Consider the following 15,973-nt stretch of genomic DNA (forward strand, 5'->3'; position numbering starts at 1 on the left):
GCGGGTGCGCCCGGCCCGCCCGAGCCGTCCCGGGCGGTCCCGGACGGAGTCAGCCCGCCTCGGTCATCCCCCCGCGCTGCGCGCGGTTCTGGTTCTGCCGGCGGACGGCCAGACCCATGTCCACGGCCGCCACCACGGCGAGTACGGCCATCACCGCGGTGATCCAGCCGAGGCCCGCGGCGAAGCTGAGCACGCCGATGGCGATAGCGGCGATCATGGCGAACGATCCCAGCCGGATATGGACCACGTCACGGGGCGTCGCCGGGACCATCGTCTTGCCGGTCCTGGACGTCTGCTCCGGACGCTGCGGTTCGGAAGTCATCTCACACCCTCCTCCGTATATCAGACCGCTCCCGTACCCACGGCGACCTGTCCCATGCACCCCGCCGGGGTCGGGACCGTACGGCCGTGCGGAGGTGGAGAGGCCCCGGTGAATGTTCCCCGGCGGGGTGGGAAGGGGCGGTGAACCCGGGAACCCGGGAACCCGGGAACCCGGGCACATGGGAACACGGACGAGCGGAGAAGAGGTGATCGTGCGATGCCGGCACGCGAGGAACTGCCGTCGACCCTGCGGCGCTCCCCCCGGAAGGCGCAGGAGACCTGGATCAAGGCGCACGACTCGGCGGTGGAGAGCTACGGAGAGGGCGAGCGGGCGCACCGCACGGCGTTCTCCGCACTGAAGCACTCCTTCGAGAAGGTCGGCGACCACTGGGAGCCGAAGCCGGAGAAGGGGCCGTCGGACGCCCAGGCGCGCCGGAGCACGCCCGCGGCGGGGAAGACCGCCGAGGGGGTGGACGCGTCCGCGTCCAAGGAGCACCTGTACGGCATCGCCCGGCGCCTGGACGTCCGGGGACGGTCCGCGATGACCAAGGCGCAGCTCGTGGAGGCCATCAAGAAGGCGAACAGGAAGCACACGGCGGACGCCCGCTGACCTGCGCCGGGCCGGGACCGGCAGCCGCCTGGCCGGGGCCCGGCCCGGTGCCCGGACGCCGGGTTCCGGCACCCGGCCCCTGGAGCGCGGTATTTTTCCGAAGATTCTTCCCGTCGCCGCTATAAGCCGACCGGCCGAGGATAGGAAACGCCGGAAGCGAACGCCGCAGGGAGGGAAGCGTCATCATGACGGACGTGTCGAGCATGGGACCGCAGCCGGGTGACGAGCGTCCGGTGCTGACCAATCGGCAGGGCCATCCGGTCTACGACAACCAGAACCAGCGCACGGTCGGTGCCCGGGGCCCGGCCACACTGGAGAACTACCAGTTCCTGGAGAAGATCAGCCACTTCGACCGGGAGCGCATCCCGGAGCGGGTGGTGCACGCCCGCGGGGTCACCGCCTACGGCTTCTTCGAGGCCACCGGCTACCTCGGGGACGAGCCGATCAGCCGCTACACCCGGGCGAAGGTCTTCCAGCAGGCGGGCAAACGCACCGACGTGGCCGTGCGGTTCTCCACCGTGATCGGCGGCCGGGACTCCTCCGAGGCGGCGCGCGACCCGCGCGGGTTCGCGGTGAAGTTCTACACCGAGGACGGCAACTGGGACCTCGTCGGCAACAACCTGGCCGTCTTCTTCATCCGGGACGCCATCAAGTTCCCCGACGTCATCCACGCGCTCAAGCCGGACCCGGTGACGTTCCGCCAGGAGCCCAACCGGATCTTCGACTTCATGTCGCAGACGCCCGAGTGCATGCACATGCTGGTCAACCTCTTCAGCCCGCGCGGCATCCCGGCGGACTACCGGCACATGCAGGGCTTCGGCGTCAACACCTACAAATGGGTCAATCAGCACGGAGAGACGCATCTGGTCAAATATCACTGGATGCCCAAGCAGGGCGTGCGGAGCATGACCGTCGAGGACGCCTCGGCCGTGCAGGCGACCGAGCTGGGGCACGCCACCAAGGACCTGCACGAGGCCATCGACCGGGGCGACTTCCCGGAGTGGGAGCTCCTGGTGCAGATCATGACCGACGAGGAGCACCCCGAGCTGGACTTCGACCCGCTGGACGACACCAAGGTCTGGCCGGAGGACCGGTTCCCGGCGCGGCCCGTCGGCCGGATGGTCCTCGACCGCAACGTGCGGAACAACTTCGCCGAGAACGAGCAGATCTCCTTCGGCACCGGCGTCCTCGTCGACGGGCTGGACTTCTCCGACGACAAGATGCTGATCGGCCGGACGTTCTCCTACAGCGACACCCAGCGCTACCGGGTGGGCCCGAACTACCTGCAGCTCCCGGTCAACCAGGCCAGGAACGCCGACGTGCGCACCAACCAGCGCGACGGCCAGATGACCTACCACGTGGACGGCGCCGGGGAGAACCCGCACGTCAACTACGAGCCGTCCATCACCGGGGGCCTGCGGGAGGGGCGGTACCCCACGCACGACGAGCAGGGGCCCACGATCACCGGGCGCCTGACCCGCAAGCGCATCCCGCGGACCAACGACTACACGCAGGCCGGCCAGCGCTACCTGCTGATGGAGCAGTGGGAGCGCGACGACCTCGTGCACAACTTCGTCACGCTGCTCGCGCAGTGCGACCGACCGATCCAGGAGCGCATGGTCTGGCACTTCCTGCTGGTCGAGGACGACCTGGGCCTGCGGGTGGGCGAGGGGCTGGGCATCGCCCCCGACGACGTCGCGCACCTGGAGCCGCTGGCCGGCCAGGACCTCACCGACGAGGACCGCGAGCGCCTGTCGAGACTGGGCAAGAACGGGCCGCGCGACGTGACCGGCCTGCGGATGACCCACTGCGTCCCGAACCAGCGGGCGGTCGTCACCCGCGGGTGAGGCCGCACCCGTCCGCGGCGCGCCGGTGCCGCAGATCGGCAGCGATCCCACGCCCAGGCGCGCCATCTTCCCGGCGGCGTCGATGACCGTCTCGTCCGCGTTCACGCATTCCGCGTTCGGAGTCATGATCTCCCGTGCGGTCGTCGTCCCCGCTCCTTTCGGAGGTTTCGGAATCCTGCGGTCTCCCGCCGCGGACCGGCTGAAATCGTGCCGGCATGAATGGTGGGCACGGGGATAGAAGGGACCCATGAGCACTGCCGCGCTGATCGTCATGGACATGCTGAACCCGTACGACCACCGGGACGCCGACCTCCTGGCGGAGAGCGTCGGGCGGATCGTGGAGCCGCTGGCCGGCCTCATCGGCAGGGCGCACGGGAGCGAGGACGTCGCGCTGGTCTTCGTCAACGACAACCACGGCGACTTCACCGCGACGCGGGACGACATCGCGGCCCTCGCCCTGAAGGGCAGGCGCCCCGAGCTGGTCGAACCGGTGCTGCCGCCGGACGACGCCCCCTTCCTGGCGAAGGTGCGCCACAGCGGTTTCTACGGCACCTCGCTGGAGTACCTGCTGAACCAGCGGGGCGTCGAGACGGTGATCCTGGCCGGGCAGGTGACCGAGCAGTGCGTCCTGTACAGCGCGCTCGACGCCTACGTGCGGCACTTCTCCATCAGGGTGCCGCGCGACTGCGTGGCGCACATCCACCCCGATCTGGGGGAGGCGGCGCTGCGGATGATGGAGCGCAACATGGGGGCGCAGATCGTCGGGTCCGACCGCTGCCTGTCCGGCTGACCGCCCGCCCGCCTGTCCGCTCGTCCGACCGCCTGACCGACGGGGACCGCGCACGCCGTTTCCCAGCGGGGAATCGCGGGTAGGCCGGGCGCGGTGTCCGAGATATCAAGATTGCAGCGCTATGTGCCCGCGCAGCGGGACCTCCGGGTCCGGCTGCGGCTGTCCGTCACCGAGTTCCTGCTCACCCCCCTGCTGATGGTGCTCGGGGCGGTCGCCCTGGCGCTGGGCTCCGTGCTGGTGGACATGTCCTCGCCGGGCTGGTCCCCGGAGGTGCGGAACCTCTTCCTGCGGCTGTTCCCGCACGAGAACCTGGTCGGCATGCTCCGGGTGATCGCGACCGGGCTGGTCACGGTGACCACGCTCACCATCTCGGCCCTGCTGGTGGCGATCTCGCACACCGCCACGACCGTCGCGCCGGTGGTGTTCGACCAGTTCCTGCGGCGCCGCGCCAACCAGGCGTACTTCGGCTACGTCGCCGGCTGCGCCACCTACACCTACCTGGTCATGGCCGTCTCCCGCCCCCGCTGGGCCGGGGTGGGCGCGCTGCTGGCCGTCGTGCTGGCGGCCGGGGCGCTCGTCCTGCTGGTCTTCATGGCCTACGTCATGATCGACCAGATGCGCCCGACCTCCGTGGTCCGTTCGATCCAGGACCTGGCCTTCACGGCGCGCCTGCGCCAGCTCCCGCTGCTCGCCCGCTCCCGTACGGCGCCGGCCGTCGAGGGCGAGTCCCTTCCGGTGACCACCCGGGCGACCGGGTACGTGGTGGACATCAGCACCGCCCGCCTGGAGAAACTGCTCGCGCCGGCCGGGGACCCGGCCGAGGACGCCGTGGAGGTCGCCTTCCAGGTGCGGATCGGCGACCTGCTCGCCTACGGGGACACCGTCGCCCGCATCCGCGGGGGAGACGAGGAGTCCCGCCGCCGGATCGCCGACGACGTCCTGGACTGCGTGACGATCGACCGGGTCCGCAACGCCGACGTCGACCCCGACCACGCCATCGAGCAGCTCGGCAACATCGCCTGGGCGGCCACCTCCACCCGGCAGAACCCCGACGTGGCGCTGGCCTCCGTCGGCGCCCTGCGCGACCTGTCGGCCCGGTGCGCCGCGGCCGGGATCCCCGCCGCCGAGGCGTACGGGGGACCGCTGCCGGTGGTCTACGACGACGCCCTGCAGCGGCGGATCGTGGCGGCGCTGGTGGACCTGGTGGTGGTCAGCACCTCGTCCCGGCAGCACCAGACCTGCGCGGTGGCGCTCTCGACGCTGGCGGAGATCCTGCCCCGGCTGCCGGAGCGCGACCGCGACCTGGCCGTCACGAGCCTGCAGCGGGCGCTCCCGGCGATCCTCTCCCACGTGGCCAGCGTGGAGATGGGCCGCGGCCTGGCCCGGCTGCGCGCCGCGTTCGACACGATCGGCCGGGAGGACATGGCCGACCAGGTCCGGGACATGGGGCCGCGGCTGGTCCGGGAGAACGGCCTGGAGGACGATCTCATCGACCACCTCGACGACAACGACCTCACCGGACCCCGGCCGTTCCGCTTCCGCTGACCGGAACGGGTCCGGGTCACCGCCGGTCCGGGTGTGCGGCGGTCCGGGTCACCGCCGGTCCGGGTCACCGCCGGTCCGGGTCACCGCCGGTCCGGGTGTGCGGCGGTCCGGGTCCGCGGCGGGCAGCCGGACGGTGAAGACGGTGCCGCCGCCCTCCCGGGGCGCGGCGGCCACGCTCCCGCCGTGCGCCTCGACGATCGCCCTGGTGACGGCCAGGCCCAGCCCGGTGCCCTTGATCCCGGCCTCCTGCGCGGTGGAGGCGCGGAAGAACCGGTCGAACAGGCGCGGGTACTCCTCGGCGGGGACGCCGATGCCGGTGTCGGCCACCGTCACCGCGACCGCTCCGCTCACGCACTCCTCGGCGCGGTGACCGCCGTCCCCGTCCCCGTCCCCGTCCGCGTCCTCGTCGCCGCCCCCGTGCCCGTCCTCTCCGCTCCCGCCGTCGCAGCCGGCGGTGACGGTGACGGCGCCGCCGGCCGGGGTGTACTTGACGGCGTTGGACAGCAGGTTGTCGAGCACCTGGCGGAGCCGTACCGGGTCGGCGTGCACCGGCAGGTGCACGGCCAGGTCGGTGGTGATGGTCAGGTCCTTGGCCGCGGCGGCGGCCCGGTGGTCGTCGACGGCCTGGCGGACCAGCCGGGTCAGGGAGACCGGCCGCGGATCGACGGCCACCTGCCCGGCGTCCAGCCGGGCCAGGTCCAGCAGGTCGTCGACGAGCTGCTGCAGGTGGGTGCTCCTGCGGTCGATGACGTCGGCGAACATCCGCGGCTCGTCCTCCAGACCGGGCACGTCGGCGAGCATCTCGGCGTAGCTGCGGATGACGGCGACGGGGGAGCGGATCTCGTGGCTGACCAGGGCGACCAGCTCGTCCTTCATCCGGTCCAGGTCCCGCAGCCGGTGGACCTGCTCCTGCTCCCGGGCGAGCAGGCGCCCGAGTTCCTCCTCCAGCCGGTGGCGCTCGGTGACGTCGGTGCAGATGCCGTCGGCCATCAGCCGTCCGCCCTCGCGACGGGGCGTGGCGCGGGTCCAGATCCAGCGGGTGACGCCGTCCAGGCCGATGACGCGGTACTCGGCCCGGCCCGGTCTGCCGGAGGCGACCGCGCGGTGGAGTTCGTGGAAGGCCGGCAGGTCGTCGGGGTGGACGCGGCTCTCGGTGAAGGCGGCGACGTCGATGCCGAGAGGGACGTGGCCGCCCAGGATCCCGGCGGTGCTCTGGCTCTGGTAGGTCCGGCGGGCGCGGCCCCCGTCGTCGATCTCGACGGTCCACACCAGGTCGTCGAGCTGGGCGACGACCTGGTCGAAGCGGCGCCGGCTGGTGGTCAGGGCCAGGGCGAGGTCCTCGGCGCGGCGGCGCTCCATGAACCGGCCGATGTGCGCGCCGACGCCGTCGAGCAGGTAGAGCAGGTCGTCGTCGCGTTCCTCGACGGCGTCGGCGAAGAAGGTCAGGACGGCCAGCACCCGCTCGCCGCTGCGCACCGGCAGCCCGACGGCGGTGTGCAGCCCCGCGTGCAGGGCGTGCGGGGTGCGCAGGAAGCCGCCGGGTTCGGTGTGCAGGTCGCGGACCCACACCCCGCGGCCGGAGGCCCACACCCGGCCGGGCAGCCCCTGGCCGGGGCGGACGGTCATCAGCTCCGGACCGGTGAACCCCGACAGGTCGCGGCCCGGCTCGACCCAGGAGCCGGTGCGGGAGATGCGCTTCCCCCCGGGGTCGACCTGCCAGTACTCGCCGCAGCTCCAGCCGAACGCGCCGGCGATCGCGCCGATCACGCCGCAGGAGGCCCGCTCGACGGAGTCGGCCTCGGCGAGCGCCTTGAGCACGGCGTGCTGGGCGTCGCGGAACATCCGGACGCGGTGCTGGCCGGTGATGTCCTGACCGGTGATCATCGCTCCGAGGCGGCGTCCGTCGGCGGTCTCGACCGGCCGCCCGTTCACCAGGAACCGGTGCGAGGGATCGCCGGGCGTGCGGACCACCACCTGCTGGTCGCCGAACCGCTCGCCGGCCAGCGCGCGGGCCAGCGGCACCCGGTCGCCGGGGAGCAGGGTCCTGCCGTCGGCGGCGAACAGCCCGAAGGCCGGCGCCCACTCCTCGATCGCGATCGGCTGCTCCGAGGCCTGGAGGATCTCCCGCATCGGCCGGTTGAAGCGGACCAGCACGCCGTCGCCGTCGCAGTACACGACCGGCGCGTTCAGGCTGTCCAGCAGTGCGGACAGGAACGTCCGCTCGTCCTCCAGCTGCCGCCGGAGCTCCCGGTCGGTCAGCCACGCCGCGATCACCGCCTCCGCCGTCACGGCCAGTTCCTCCAGGGTCCGCAGCTCCTCCGGGCTCCACGGACGGGGGCGGTGGTCGATCACGCAGAGCGCGCCCAGCGCCTGGCCGCCGGGCTCGTGCACCGGGACCCCGGCGTAGGCGGCCGGTTCCCCGCGGAAGACGGCGACGATGTCGCGCCACCGCTCGTCGCCGCGGGTGTCGGTCACCGCCAGCGGGGCGTCGTCGAGGACCAGGTGGCGGCACACGGACTGCGACAGGGGGCTCTGCCGCTCCGGCGGGGACGGGCTGGACCCCTCGGCGCTGAGGGTCACCTGCCGGTCGCCGGCGATCAGTGAGATCCGGGCGACGGGCACGTCCAGCAGCCGGGTCGCCATCCGGGTCACCCGGTCCAGCAGCGGCATCCGGGGGACGTCCAGCAGGCCGGTGGCGTGCAGGGCCTCGATCCGCCGCGCCTCGCCGACGCGGTCCTCGGCCGTGTCGGCGCGATCCTCGGTCTTCATGCTCCCCCCTCCCCGAGCATCGCTTCCTATCCGGCTCAGGGGGAGTGAGTCCTATATATCCGTTATATACCAAAAATCTGCGCGCGGCCCCGGGGCTCAGCCCTCGACGTCGGTCGCCCCGTGCGGCGCCCCGACCGGCTTGGACTCCGGCGATCCCCGCTGGCGCAGGTACACCGAGAGCACGACCATCGAGAGCACCGCCAGGAACTCCGACTGCCAGTTCTGCAGGGTCCGGTTCCAGAAGTCGGCCGAGGTGACGTACCCCCACCAGTTCAGCGGATCCTGCAGCCGGGAGAGCCGCTCGGCGTTCCGGCTCGCCAGCCCCGCCACCGACTGGCCCAGCCACGACAGCAGGAAGACCAGCCCCATCACCAGGCCGAGGGAGTTGCCGTACAGCGTCTGGCGCAGGCCCGTCGCCCGGGCCCAGGCCGGGCCGCCCGGCCGGGCGTACCGCCCCGTCTGCTGGTCGGCGTCGCTCTCCGGGCCCTGGTCGCCGGGCTTCTTCGACTCCGGCGAGCCGCGCTGCACCCACCAGACGGTGGCCAGCACGAACAGCAGGAACTGCAGGTACTCGGACTGCCAGTTCTCCGCCACGTCGACGGCGAAGTCCGAGGAGGTGACGTACCCGGCCCAGGAGACCGGCGCCCCGCCCTCGGCGAGCCGCCGGTCGTTGGCGGCAGCGGTCCCGGCCACGGACTGCCCGGCCAGCGCCAGCGCGAACAGGACCAGGAAGAACAGGCTGAGCGCGTTGTCCCTGGCGAAACGTCTCACGGCTCCCCCTACCGCTGCAGCAGGCCGATGGCGAAGACGTACGCCAGGCCCGCCGCGATGACGACGACGGTCACGGCGAACATCACCCGCATGGTCACCCCTCCACCTCACATGAGTACGGCAGCGCGCCGCGCGGCCGGCAGCCCGCCGCGCGCACCAGCCAGCCCCGCGCGAAGCGGTGCAGGAAGACGGTGTCGCGCGTGAGCCGTACCCGGGCCTCGTCCCCCCAGACCTCGGCCGCGCCCGGTGCGCCGCCGGGCAGATCGAGGTCGAGTACGGCCTGCTCGCAGCGCTGCCCGCCGGTGCGCAGGCCCTCGGCGGCCTCCGGGGTCAGCAGCGCGCACGCCCGCCCGCCCTGCCCGGCCGACACCGCGGCGTAGAACGCCTCCGCCGCGTGCCGGGCCGGCACGCGGTCGGCGGACGCGCAGCCCGCCGACGCCGCTCCCGCCGCCAGCGCCGCCGCGGCCGCCAGCATCACTCTCGTTCGCACCGCCGCCCCCTACCCCGGTGATCGCGGAAGTCACCGGAAGAGATCACCGGATCAGCCCCCGGCCACCTCGTCGATCAGGCGGTCCCAGTCGGCCAGGAACCGGGGCAGGCCGTAACGGGCCAGGGCGGCGGCCCGGGCGTGCTTGCCGACCTGCCGGGCCAGCTCCGGCTCCCCGGTGAAGGCCTCCAGCGCCGCGGCGAGCACGGGCACCCGGGTCGAGAGCACGCCCGCCTCCGGCGGCACCGCCTCCACGGCCTCGGTGGCGGCCAGCGCCACGACCGGCATGCCGATCATCATGGCCTCGATCAGCGAGAGCCCCAGCGAGGTCCAGCGGTAGGGGTGCAGGTAGACCCGGCGCCGGGCGAGCTCGGCGTGCATCGCCGCCTGCGGCAGGTCCTCGAAGACGCCCAGGGGGATCCCCAGGTGCCCGGCCAGCCCGGTGACCTGCATGCCGAACACGTCCAGCGGCGCCTCCTCGGCGAAGTGCGGCAGCAGGTCGGTGCCCGCCACGCGGGTGCGCCGGACCGGCTCGTTGACGACGACGGCGGCCCGGGGCAGCTCCCCGGTGTAGAGGGGGCCGGGGTCGAGGACGCCGTGCTCGATCACCCGGACGGGGGCCCGGCCGTTGTCCCAGAACAGCGCGTTGAAGTGGGTCACGTGGACCAGCGGGACGTCGGCGCGGTCGGCCAGCGGGTGCCGGGTGGCCGGGACCTCGCCCCGGGGCGTGTCGTGCTCGACGTAGACGGCGGGCACGTCCCGCCCCGGGCGCCGGCCCAGCCACCGCCCGGCCAGCTCGATCTCGTGCGGGCGCTGCAGGACGACCAGGTCCACCTCCTCCCCGCGCAGCCGGTCCGCCGGCACCTCCCGCACCGCCTCGGGCCACGGGAAGGTCCGCGCCCGGCCGCGCCCGTCAGGGCCCCGGCCGGGGACGAGGGGGACCAGGTAGTCGTGGGACCCGTGGACGAACGACGTGGTCCACGAGCCGTGCACGTGCCAGAGCAGGATCCTCACGAGGCCTCCCCCCGGGCGGGGCCGAGCGCCAGGGCGACCGCGGCGGCGAGGTCCGGGGCGACCTCCGGCGCGGCGGCGACCTCCTCGGGCAGCGTCACCTCCGTCGGGACCAGGATGCCGCGGGCCCCGGCGGCGCGGGCCGCCTCGACGTCCCGGCCGATGTCCCCGATCACCACGCAGTCCCGGGGGTCCGCGCCGAGGTCCCGCGCCGCGCGCAGGACCAGTCCGGGGGCGGGCTTGCGGCAGCCGCAGCCGTCGGCGTCGTCGTGCGGGCACACCGCCCACGCGTCGAACGGGCCGAGCAGCTCCTCGACGCGGGCGTTGACCGCCGCCAGCTCCCGCGCGCCGATCAGCCCCCGGGCCACCCCCGACTGGTTGGTGACCACGCCGACCCGGACGCCGGCGCGCCGGAGCCGGTCGAGCGCCTCCCGGGCACCGGGGACCGGCGCGACCAGCTCGGGCCGGCGGTTGTACGGGACGTCCTTCACGAGGGTGCCGTCACGGTCGAAAAGAATGGCGGCTGGTCGTTTTCCGTGCGGCATTTCATTCCTCCCGAACGTTTCTTCCCTTGCCTTCCCCTGCTTCCCGTTTGCATGGGGGTTAATCGAGAAAAAAACTACTCAGAGTGACAATCTGCTGGTTGCAGGCCATCTAGCTGCACTTCTACCGCCATGTGGTGTTTGAGAAGCGCTCCTCTCGGTAGTGACTAGGTGTCTGCGGGAGGCGAATGCATGAAATTCCTTGGATTGAATGCGATCTTTCATGACCCGGCTGCGGCCCTGGTCGTCGACGGCGAGGTGGTGGCGGCCGCGGAGGAGGAACGGTTCAGCCGCCGCAAGCACGGCAAGCGCCCGGTGCCCTTCGCGGCCTGGGAGCCGCCCGAGCAGGCGGCCGCCTGGTGCCTCGCCCAGGCCGGGCTGAGACCCGAGGACCTCGACGGGGTGGCCTACTCCTACGATCCCGCGCTCGTGCGGCCCGGTCAGCGGGGGCTCGACGAGCGCTGGGAGGACCTGCGCACCACCTACGCCCGCCGGGCGCCGAACTTCCTGGCCACGGCCCTGCCCGGCCTCGACCCGGCGCAGGTGCGCTACGTGCCCCACCACGTCGCGCACGCCGCCTCGGCGGGGCTGGCCGCGCCGTACCGCGACTCGGCCGTGCTGGTCTGCGACGGGCGCGGCGAGGCGGTCTCGCACCTGGCCGGGCGCTACGCCGACGGCGAGCTGGCCGTCCTGGCCGCCCAGGAGCTCCCGCACTCGCTCGGCCTCATGTACGAGGAGGTCACCGAGCACCTGGGCTTCATGCGCTCCAGCGACGAGTACAAGGTCATGGCCATGGCCTCCTACGGCGAGCCGCGCTTCCTGGGGGAGCTGCGCGAGCTGATCCGCGCCACCGGCGACGGCGGGTTCCGCGTCGAGCCGGTCGACTGGGCCGGCTACGCCAAGCGGCTCGGCCGGGGCGAGCCGTGGTCGGAGGACCACGCCGACCTCGCCGCCAGCGTGCAGCGGCGGCTGGAGGAGGTCCTGCTCGACCTCGTCCGCTGGCTGCACGAGCGCACCGGCGAGCGGCGGCTGACCATGGCCGGGGGCGTGGCGCTCAACTGCGTCGCCAACACGCGCCTGCTGGCCGAGGGGCCCTTCGACGAGCTCTGGGTCCAGCCCGCCGCGGGCGACGCGGGCACCGCGCTCGGCGGGGCGCTGCACCTGGCGCAGGCGGCCGGGGAGCCGGCCGCGCCGATGCCCGGCGCCGACCTCGGCCGGGGCTGGACCGACGAGGAACTGGCCGCGTGGCTCCAGGCGGCGCGGGTGCCCTACGAGCGCCCCGCCGACCTGGCCGCGGCGGTCGCCGCCGAGCTCGCCGCCGACCGCATCGTCGCCTGGTTCCAGGGGCGCAGCGAGTACGGCCCGCGCGCGCTCGGCCGCCGCTCCCTGCTGGCCCACCCCGGCCGGGCCGCCAACACCGAGCGGCTCAACGACGTCAAGGGCCGCGAGCAGTTCCGGCCGATCGCGCCGATGGTGCTCGCCGAGCGGGCGGCCGACATCTTCGAGCGGGGACCGATCCCGAGCCCCTACATGCTCTTCGTGCATGACGTGCGCCCCGAGTGGCGCGACCGCATCCCGGCCGTCGTGCACGTCGACGGCACCGCCCGGATCCAGACGGTGGACCGGGCCGGCGACCCGCTGCTGGCCCGGACGCTGCAGGAGTTCGAGGCCAGGACCGGGCTGCCGGTCGTGGTCAACACCAGTCTCAACACCGCCGGGCGGCCCATGGTCGACGATCCCCGCGACGCGCTGGAGTGCTTCGGCTCGGCCCCGGTCGACCTGCTCGTCCTCGGCCCGTACCTGATCCGCCGGGGGCGGGTGTTCGCATCATGATCACTGTTGTCGTGCCGACGATCGGCCGCCCCACGCTGACCGCCGCCCTGGCGGCCCTGGATCCCGGGACCGACGTCATCGTGGTCGACGACCGCCCGGACCCGCTCGCGGGCGACGCCTGGGAGGCCGACGGCGTCCCCGCCGACGGCCCCGCCGCCGCACCCGGCGGCCCGCCCTTCGTCGGCCCGGCCTCGCTCGGCACCGACGCCGACGTGCTGTCGGCCGTGCGCGCGGCGGGCGGGCGGGTCACGGTCCTGCGCTCCGGCGGCCGGGGACCGGCCGCCGCCAGGAACACCGGGTGGCGGGCGGCGTCCACGCCGTGGGTCGTCTTCCTCGACGACGACGTGATCCCCGAGCCCGGCTGGGACAAGGCCGTCCGCGCCGACCTGGAGGACCTGCCCGCCGACGTGGGCGGCAGCCAGGGGCGCATCGAGGTGCCGCTCCCGGCCGGACGCCGGCCCACCGACGCCGAGCGCAACACCGCGGGCCTGGCCGACGCCGACTGGATCACCGCGGACATGGCCTACCGGCGCGAGGCGCTGGAGCGGACCGGCGGCTTCGACGAGCGCTTCCCGCGCGCCTACCGGGAGGACGCCGATCTCGCGCTGCGCGTGCAGGCGGCCGGATACCGGCTGGTCAAGGGGGAGCGCGTCACCCGGCACCCGGTCCGCGACGACGGCTTCTGGGCCAGCGTGCGCTTCCAGCGGGGCAACGCCGACGACGCGCTGATGCGGCGCGTCCACGGCCCCGGCTGGCGGGCGATGCTCGGCGGCGCGCCCGGCCGGCTCCGCCGGCACGCGCTCGTCACCGGGTTCGGCCTGCTGGCGGCCGGGGCGGGGCTGGCCGGGCGGCGGCGGACGGCCGCCGCCGCGGCGGCGGCCTGGGCGCTGCTGACCGCGGAGTTCGCCTGGGCGCGCATCGCCCCGGGCCCGCGCACGCCCGGGGAGATCCGGCGGATGGCGGTCACCAGCGCGCTCATCCCCCCGGCGGCCTGCGCGCACCGCCTGCGCGGCGAGCTGAGGGCGCGCCGATGACGGACGCTTCCACGGGCCCGGGGACGGGCCCGCCCGAGCAGCCCGCCGCAGGCCGGACGGACCGGACGGACCGAACGCATCGGACGGACCGGGTGGGCCGGGCGGACCGGGCCGGTCCCCGGGCGGGGACCGTCCTGGTGGCGCGGCCCGACAACGCCGGCGACGTCCTGCTGGCCGGGCCCGCGATCCGGGCGGTCGCCGCCCGGGCGCGGGAGGTCGTCCTGCTCGCGGGCCCGCACGGCCGCGCGGCGGGCGAGCTCCTGCCCGGCGTCTCGCGGGTGCTGGAGTGGCGGACGCCGTGGATCGACCCCGAACCGCCGCCGGTGTCCGGCGCCCACGTCACCCGGCTGATCAGGGAGATCCGGCGGCTCGCCCCGGAGCAGGCGCTGGTCTTCACCTCCTTCCACCAGTCGCCGCTCCCGCTCGCGCTGCTGCTGCGGCTGGCGGGCACGCCCCGGATCGCCGCGATCAGCACCGACTACCCCGGCTCGCTGCTCGACGTGCGGCGGGTCGTCGACGAGGACGGCGAGGACGCGGACGTGCCCGAGGCCGAGCGCATGCTGGGCCTGGCCCGCCAGGCCGGCTTCGAGCTCCCCGCCGGCGACGACGGCCGGCTCGCCGTACGGCGACCGCTGCCCGGCGTCGGCCACCTGGCCGGGCCGCCCGGATATGTGGTCGTGCACCCCGGCGTCTCGGCGCCCGCGCGGGCGTGGCCGGCCGCGAGCTGGGCCCGGCTGGTCCGGCTGCTGGCCGCCGGGGGCCGGCGGGTCGTGGTGACCGGCGGCCCCGGGGAGCGGGCGCTGACGGCGGGCGTCGCCGGGCCGGGGAGCGTGACCGACCTCGGCGGGCGGACGGACCTCGCCGAACTGGCCGGGGTGATCGCCGGAGCATGCGCGGTGGTCGCGGCCAACACCGGCCCCGCCCATCTGGCCGCGGCGGTCGGCACCCCGGTCGTCAGCCTGTTCGCACCCGTCGTCCCGGCCGCCCGCTGGGCGCCGTACGGCGTGCCGTCCGTCGTCCTCGGCGACCAGCACGCCCCCTGCCGCGGGAGCAGGGCCAGGACCTGCCCGGTCCCCGGCCATCCCTGCCTGTCGTCCGTGACGGCCGAGGAGGTCGCCGTGGCCGTCGGCCGCGTGGCCGCCGATCGCGTGGCCGCCGATCGCGTGGCCGTCGGCCGCGTGGCCGTGCCAAGGGAGGCAACCCCATGAGAATCGCTCTGGTGTCCGAGCACGCGAACCCGCTCGCCGCCGTCGGCGGAGTCGACGCCGGCGGGCAGAACGTCCACGTCGCGGCGCTGGCGGCGGCGCTGGCCGAGCGGGGGCACGAGGTCGTCGTGCACACCCGGCGCGACCGCCCCGACGCCCCCGACGCGGTGGCGCTGCGCCCCGGCGTGACCGTGGAGCACGTCCCGGCCGGGCCCGCCGCCGCCGTGTCCAAGGACCGGCTGCCGCCGTACATGCCGGCCTTCGCCGCGCACCTGCGGCGGCGCTGGCGGCGCCGGCGGCCCGACGTGGTCCACGCGCACTTCTGGATGAGCGGCCTGGCCGCGCTGGAGGCTGCCCGGCCCCTGGGCGTACCGGTCGTGCAGACCTTCCACGCGCTCGGCACGGTGAAGCGGCGCTGGCAGGGCGCGGCGGACACCAGCCCGCCGCAGCGGATCGCGGCCGAGACCGCCGTCGGGCGCGACGCCCAGCTGACCGTCGCCACCTGCACCGACGAGGTGAACGAGCTGCTGGCGATGGGCGTGCCCGCCGAGCGGGTCACGATCGTGCCGTGCGGCGTCGACCTCGACCTGTTCCGCCCGGAGGGCCCGGCCGCGCCGCGAGGGCGGCGGCCGCGCATCCTCAGCATCGGGCGCATGGTGCCGCGCAAGGGCGTCGGCACCGTCGTCGAGGCCCTGCGCGCCCTGCCCGGCGCCGAACTGGTGATCGCCGGCGGTGCGCCGGACGACGAGGAGGCGCGGCGGCTGGAGCGCCTGGCCGCCGCCCACGGGCTCTCCGACCGGGTCAGCGTGATCGGCAGCGTCGGTCGCGCCGACGTCCCCGCCCTGATGCGCTCGGCCGACGTCGTGGTCAGCGTGCCCTGGTACGAGCCGTTCGGCATCGCCGTCGTGGAGGCCATGGCCTGCGGGGTCGCCGTGGTCGCCTCCGCCGTCGGCGGGCACCTGGACACGGTGGCGGGCTGCGGCGTGCTGGTCCCGCCCCGCCGTCCCCGAGCGCTCGCCCGAGCCCTCAGCGACCTGCTGAAACGTCCTGACCTGCGTGCGGCCCTCGCACTGTCCGGCGAGCGCCGCGCCAGGTCCGGGTACGGCTGGCCCCGGATCGCCGAGCGGACCGAGGCCGCCTACCTGGACGTGATCACCGGCCACCGGACCCGGGGCCGGAACCGGATCGCCGCCGCCGCGGGAGGCTGA

14 protein-coding genes are annotated in these 15,973 nt (G+C 74.5%); 8 read left to right on the forward strand and 6 right to left on the reverse strand.

The window, feature by feature from the left end; all coding sequences use genetic code 11:
• Window positions 1–49 precede the first annotated feature (49 nt).
• Entirely contained in the window at window positions 50–322 is a 273-nt protein-coding gene (locus HS045_RS26575; RefSeq protein ID WP_196454201.1) for a hypothetical protein, read from the reverse strand.
• A 216-nt stretch (window positions 323–538) separates the two neighbouring features.
• Here HS045_RS26575 and HS045_RS26580 point away from each other — a divergent pair, with 216 nt between their 5' ends.
• From HS045_RS26580 to HS045_RS26595, 4 genes are all read left to right on the forward strand, one after another.
• Window positions 539–931 (forward strand): ChaB family protein, encoded by a 393-nt coding sequence (locus HS045_RS26580; protein ID WP_196454202.1) that lies wholly within the window; start codon window positions 539–541, stop codon window positions 929–931.
• A 185-nt stretch (window positions 932–1,116) separates the two neighbouring features.
• Window positions 1,117–2,778, forward strand: coding sequence for a catalase (locus tag HS045_RS26585; protein ID WP_196454203.1), 1,662 nt, complete (start codon window positions 1,117–1,119; stop codon window positions 2,776–2,778).
• 247 nt (window positions 2,779–3,025) lie between these two features.
• On the forward strand, window positions 3,026–3,568 hold the full coding sequence (locus HS045_RS26590; protein WP_196454204.1) for a cysteine hydrolase family protein: 543 nt from the start codon (window positions 3,026–3,028) through the stop codon (window positions 3,566–3,568).
• 93 nt (window positions 3,569–3,661) lie between these two features.
• Window positions 3,662–5,113 carry a DUF2254 family protein gene (locus tag HS045_RS26595; protein WP_196454205.1) on the forward strand — a complete coding sequence of 484 codons (1,452 nt, stop codon included), beginning with the start codon at window positions 3,662–3,664 and terminating at the stop codon, window positions 5,111–5,113.
• Window positions 5,114–5,161: 48 nt separating this feature from the next.
• Here the strand turns inward: HS045_RS26595 and HS045_RS26600 are convergent, their stop codons facing one another.
• The 5 genes from HS045_RS26600 to HS045_RS26620 all read right to left on the reverse strand — a co-directional run bounded on the left by HS045_RS26600 (window position 5,162) and on the right by HS045_RS26620 (window position 10,696).
• On the reverse strand, window positions 5,162–7,882 hold the full coding sequence (locus HS045_RS26600; RefSeq protein WP_196454206.1) for an ATP-binding protein: 2,721 nt from the start codon (window positions 7,880–7,882) through the stop codon (window positions 5,162–5,164).
• A 96-nt stretch (window positions 7,883–7,978) separates the two neighbouring features.
• Window positions 7,979–8,653, reverse strand: coding sequence for a DUF6766 family protein (locus tag HS045_RS26605; RefSeq protein ID WP_196454207.1), 675 nt, complete (start codon window positions 8,651–8,653; stop codon window positions 7,979–7,981).
• Window positions 8,654–8,747: 94 nt separating this feature from the next.
• On the reverse strand, window positions 8,748–9,143 hold the full coding sequence (locus tag HS045_RS26610) for a hypothetical protein (RefSeq protein WP_196454208.1): 396 nt from the start codon (window positions 9,141–9,143) through the stop codon (window positions 8,748–8,750).
• A 51-nt stretch (window positions 9,144–9,194) separates the two neighbouring features.
• The gene (locus HS045_RS26615; protein WP_196454209.1) at window positions 9,195–10,154 is read right to left on the reverse strand and encodes a glycosyltransferase; all 960 of its coding nucleotides are present in this window, start codon (window positions 10,152–10,154) and stop codon (window positions 9,195–9,197) included.
• Complete coding sequence (locus HS045_RS26620) at window positions 10,151–10,696, reverse strand: HAD-IIIA family hydrolase (protein WP_196454210.1); 546 nt, start codon at window positions 10,694–10,696, stop codon at window positions 10,151–10,153. The genes HS045_RS26615 and HS045_RS26620 overlap by 4 nt, the downstream gene beginning before the upstream one ends.
• Window positions 10,697–10,885: 189 nt before the next feature.
• Here HS045_RS26620 and HS045_RS26625 point away from each other — a divergent pair, with 189 nt between their 5' ends.
• The 4 genes from HS045_RS26625 (at window position 10,886) to HS045_RS26640 (ending at window position 15,973) form a co-directional block, all read left to right on the forward strand.
• Complete coding sequence (locus tag HS045_RS26625) at window positions 10,886–12,526, forward strand: carbamoyltransferase C-terminal domain-containing protein (RefSeq protein ID WP_196454211.1); 1,641 nt, start codon at window positions 10,886–10,888, stop codon at window positions 12,524–12,526.
• Window positions 12,523–13,560: a glycosyltransferase family 2 protein gene (locus tag HS045_RS26630; RefSeq protein WP_196454212.1), complete on the forward strand. Its 1,038-nt coding sequence runs from the start codon at window positions 12,523–12,525 to the stop codon at window positions 13,558–13,560. Before HS045_RS26625 ends, HS045_RS26630 begins: the two co-directional genes overlap by 4 nt.
• 137 nt (window positions 13,561–13,697) lie before the next feature.
• Window positions 13,698–14,768 carry a glycosyltransferase family 9 protein gene (locus tag HS045_RS26635; protein WP_307827735.1) on the forward strand — a complete coding sequence of 357 codons (1,071 nt, stop codon included), beginning with the start codon at window positions 13,698–13,700 and terminating at the stop codon, window positions 14,766–14,768.
• Window positions 14,765–15,973 carry a glycosyltransferase gene (locus HS045_RS26640; protein WP_196454214.1) on the forward strand — a complete coding sequence of 403 codons (1,209 nt, stop codon included), beginning with the start codon at window positions 14,765–14,767 and terminating at the stop codon, window positions 15,971–15,973. Before HS045_RS26635 ends, HS045_RS26640 begins: the two co-directional genes overlap by 4 nt.

Origin of the sequence: Planomonospora sp. ID82291 (genome assembly GCF_015711645.1) — a bacterium.
Lineage (GTDB): Bacteria > Actinomycetota > Actinomycetes > Streptosporangiales > Streptosporangiaceae > Planomonospora.

Coding starts and splice junctions, on each gene's coding strand:
- HS045_RS26575 (WP_196454201.1), bottom strand. CDS start 322: ATGACTTCCGAACCGCAGCGTCCGGAGCAGACGTCCAGGACCGGCAAG.
- HS045_RS26580 (WP_196454202.1), top strand. CDS start 539: ATGCCGGCACGCGAGGAACTGCCGTCGACCCTGCGGCGCTCCCCCCGG.
- HS045_RS26585 (WP_196454203.1), top strand. CDS start 1,117: ATGACGGACGTGTCGAGCATGGGACCGCAGCCGGGTGACGAGCGTCCG.
- HS045_RS26590 (WP_196454204.1), top strand. CDS start 3,026: ATGAGCACTGCCGCGCTGATCGTCATGGACATGCTGAACCCGTACGAC.
- HS045_RS26600 (WP_196454206.1), bottom strand. CDS start 7,882: ATGAAGACCGAGGATCGCGCCGACACGGCCGAGGACCGCGTCGGCGAG.
- HS045_RS26620 (WP_196454210.1), bottom strand. CDS start 10,696: ATGCCGCACGGAAAACGACCAGCCGCCATTCTTTTCGACCGTGACGGC.
- HS045_RS26625 (WP_196454211.1), top strand. CDS start 10,886: ATGAAATTCCTTGGATTGAATGCGATCTTTCATGACCCGGCTGCGGCC.
- HS045_RS26630 (WP_196454212.1), top strand. CDS start 12,523: ATGATCACTGTTGTCGTGCCGACGATCGGCCGCCCCACGCTGACCGCC.
- HS045_RS26640 (WP_196454214.1), top strand. CDS start 14,765: ATGAGAATCGCTCTGGTGTCCGAGCACGCGAACCCGCTCGCCGCCGTC.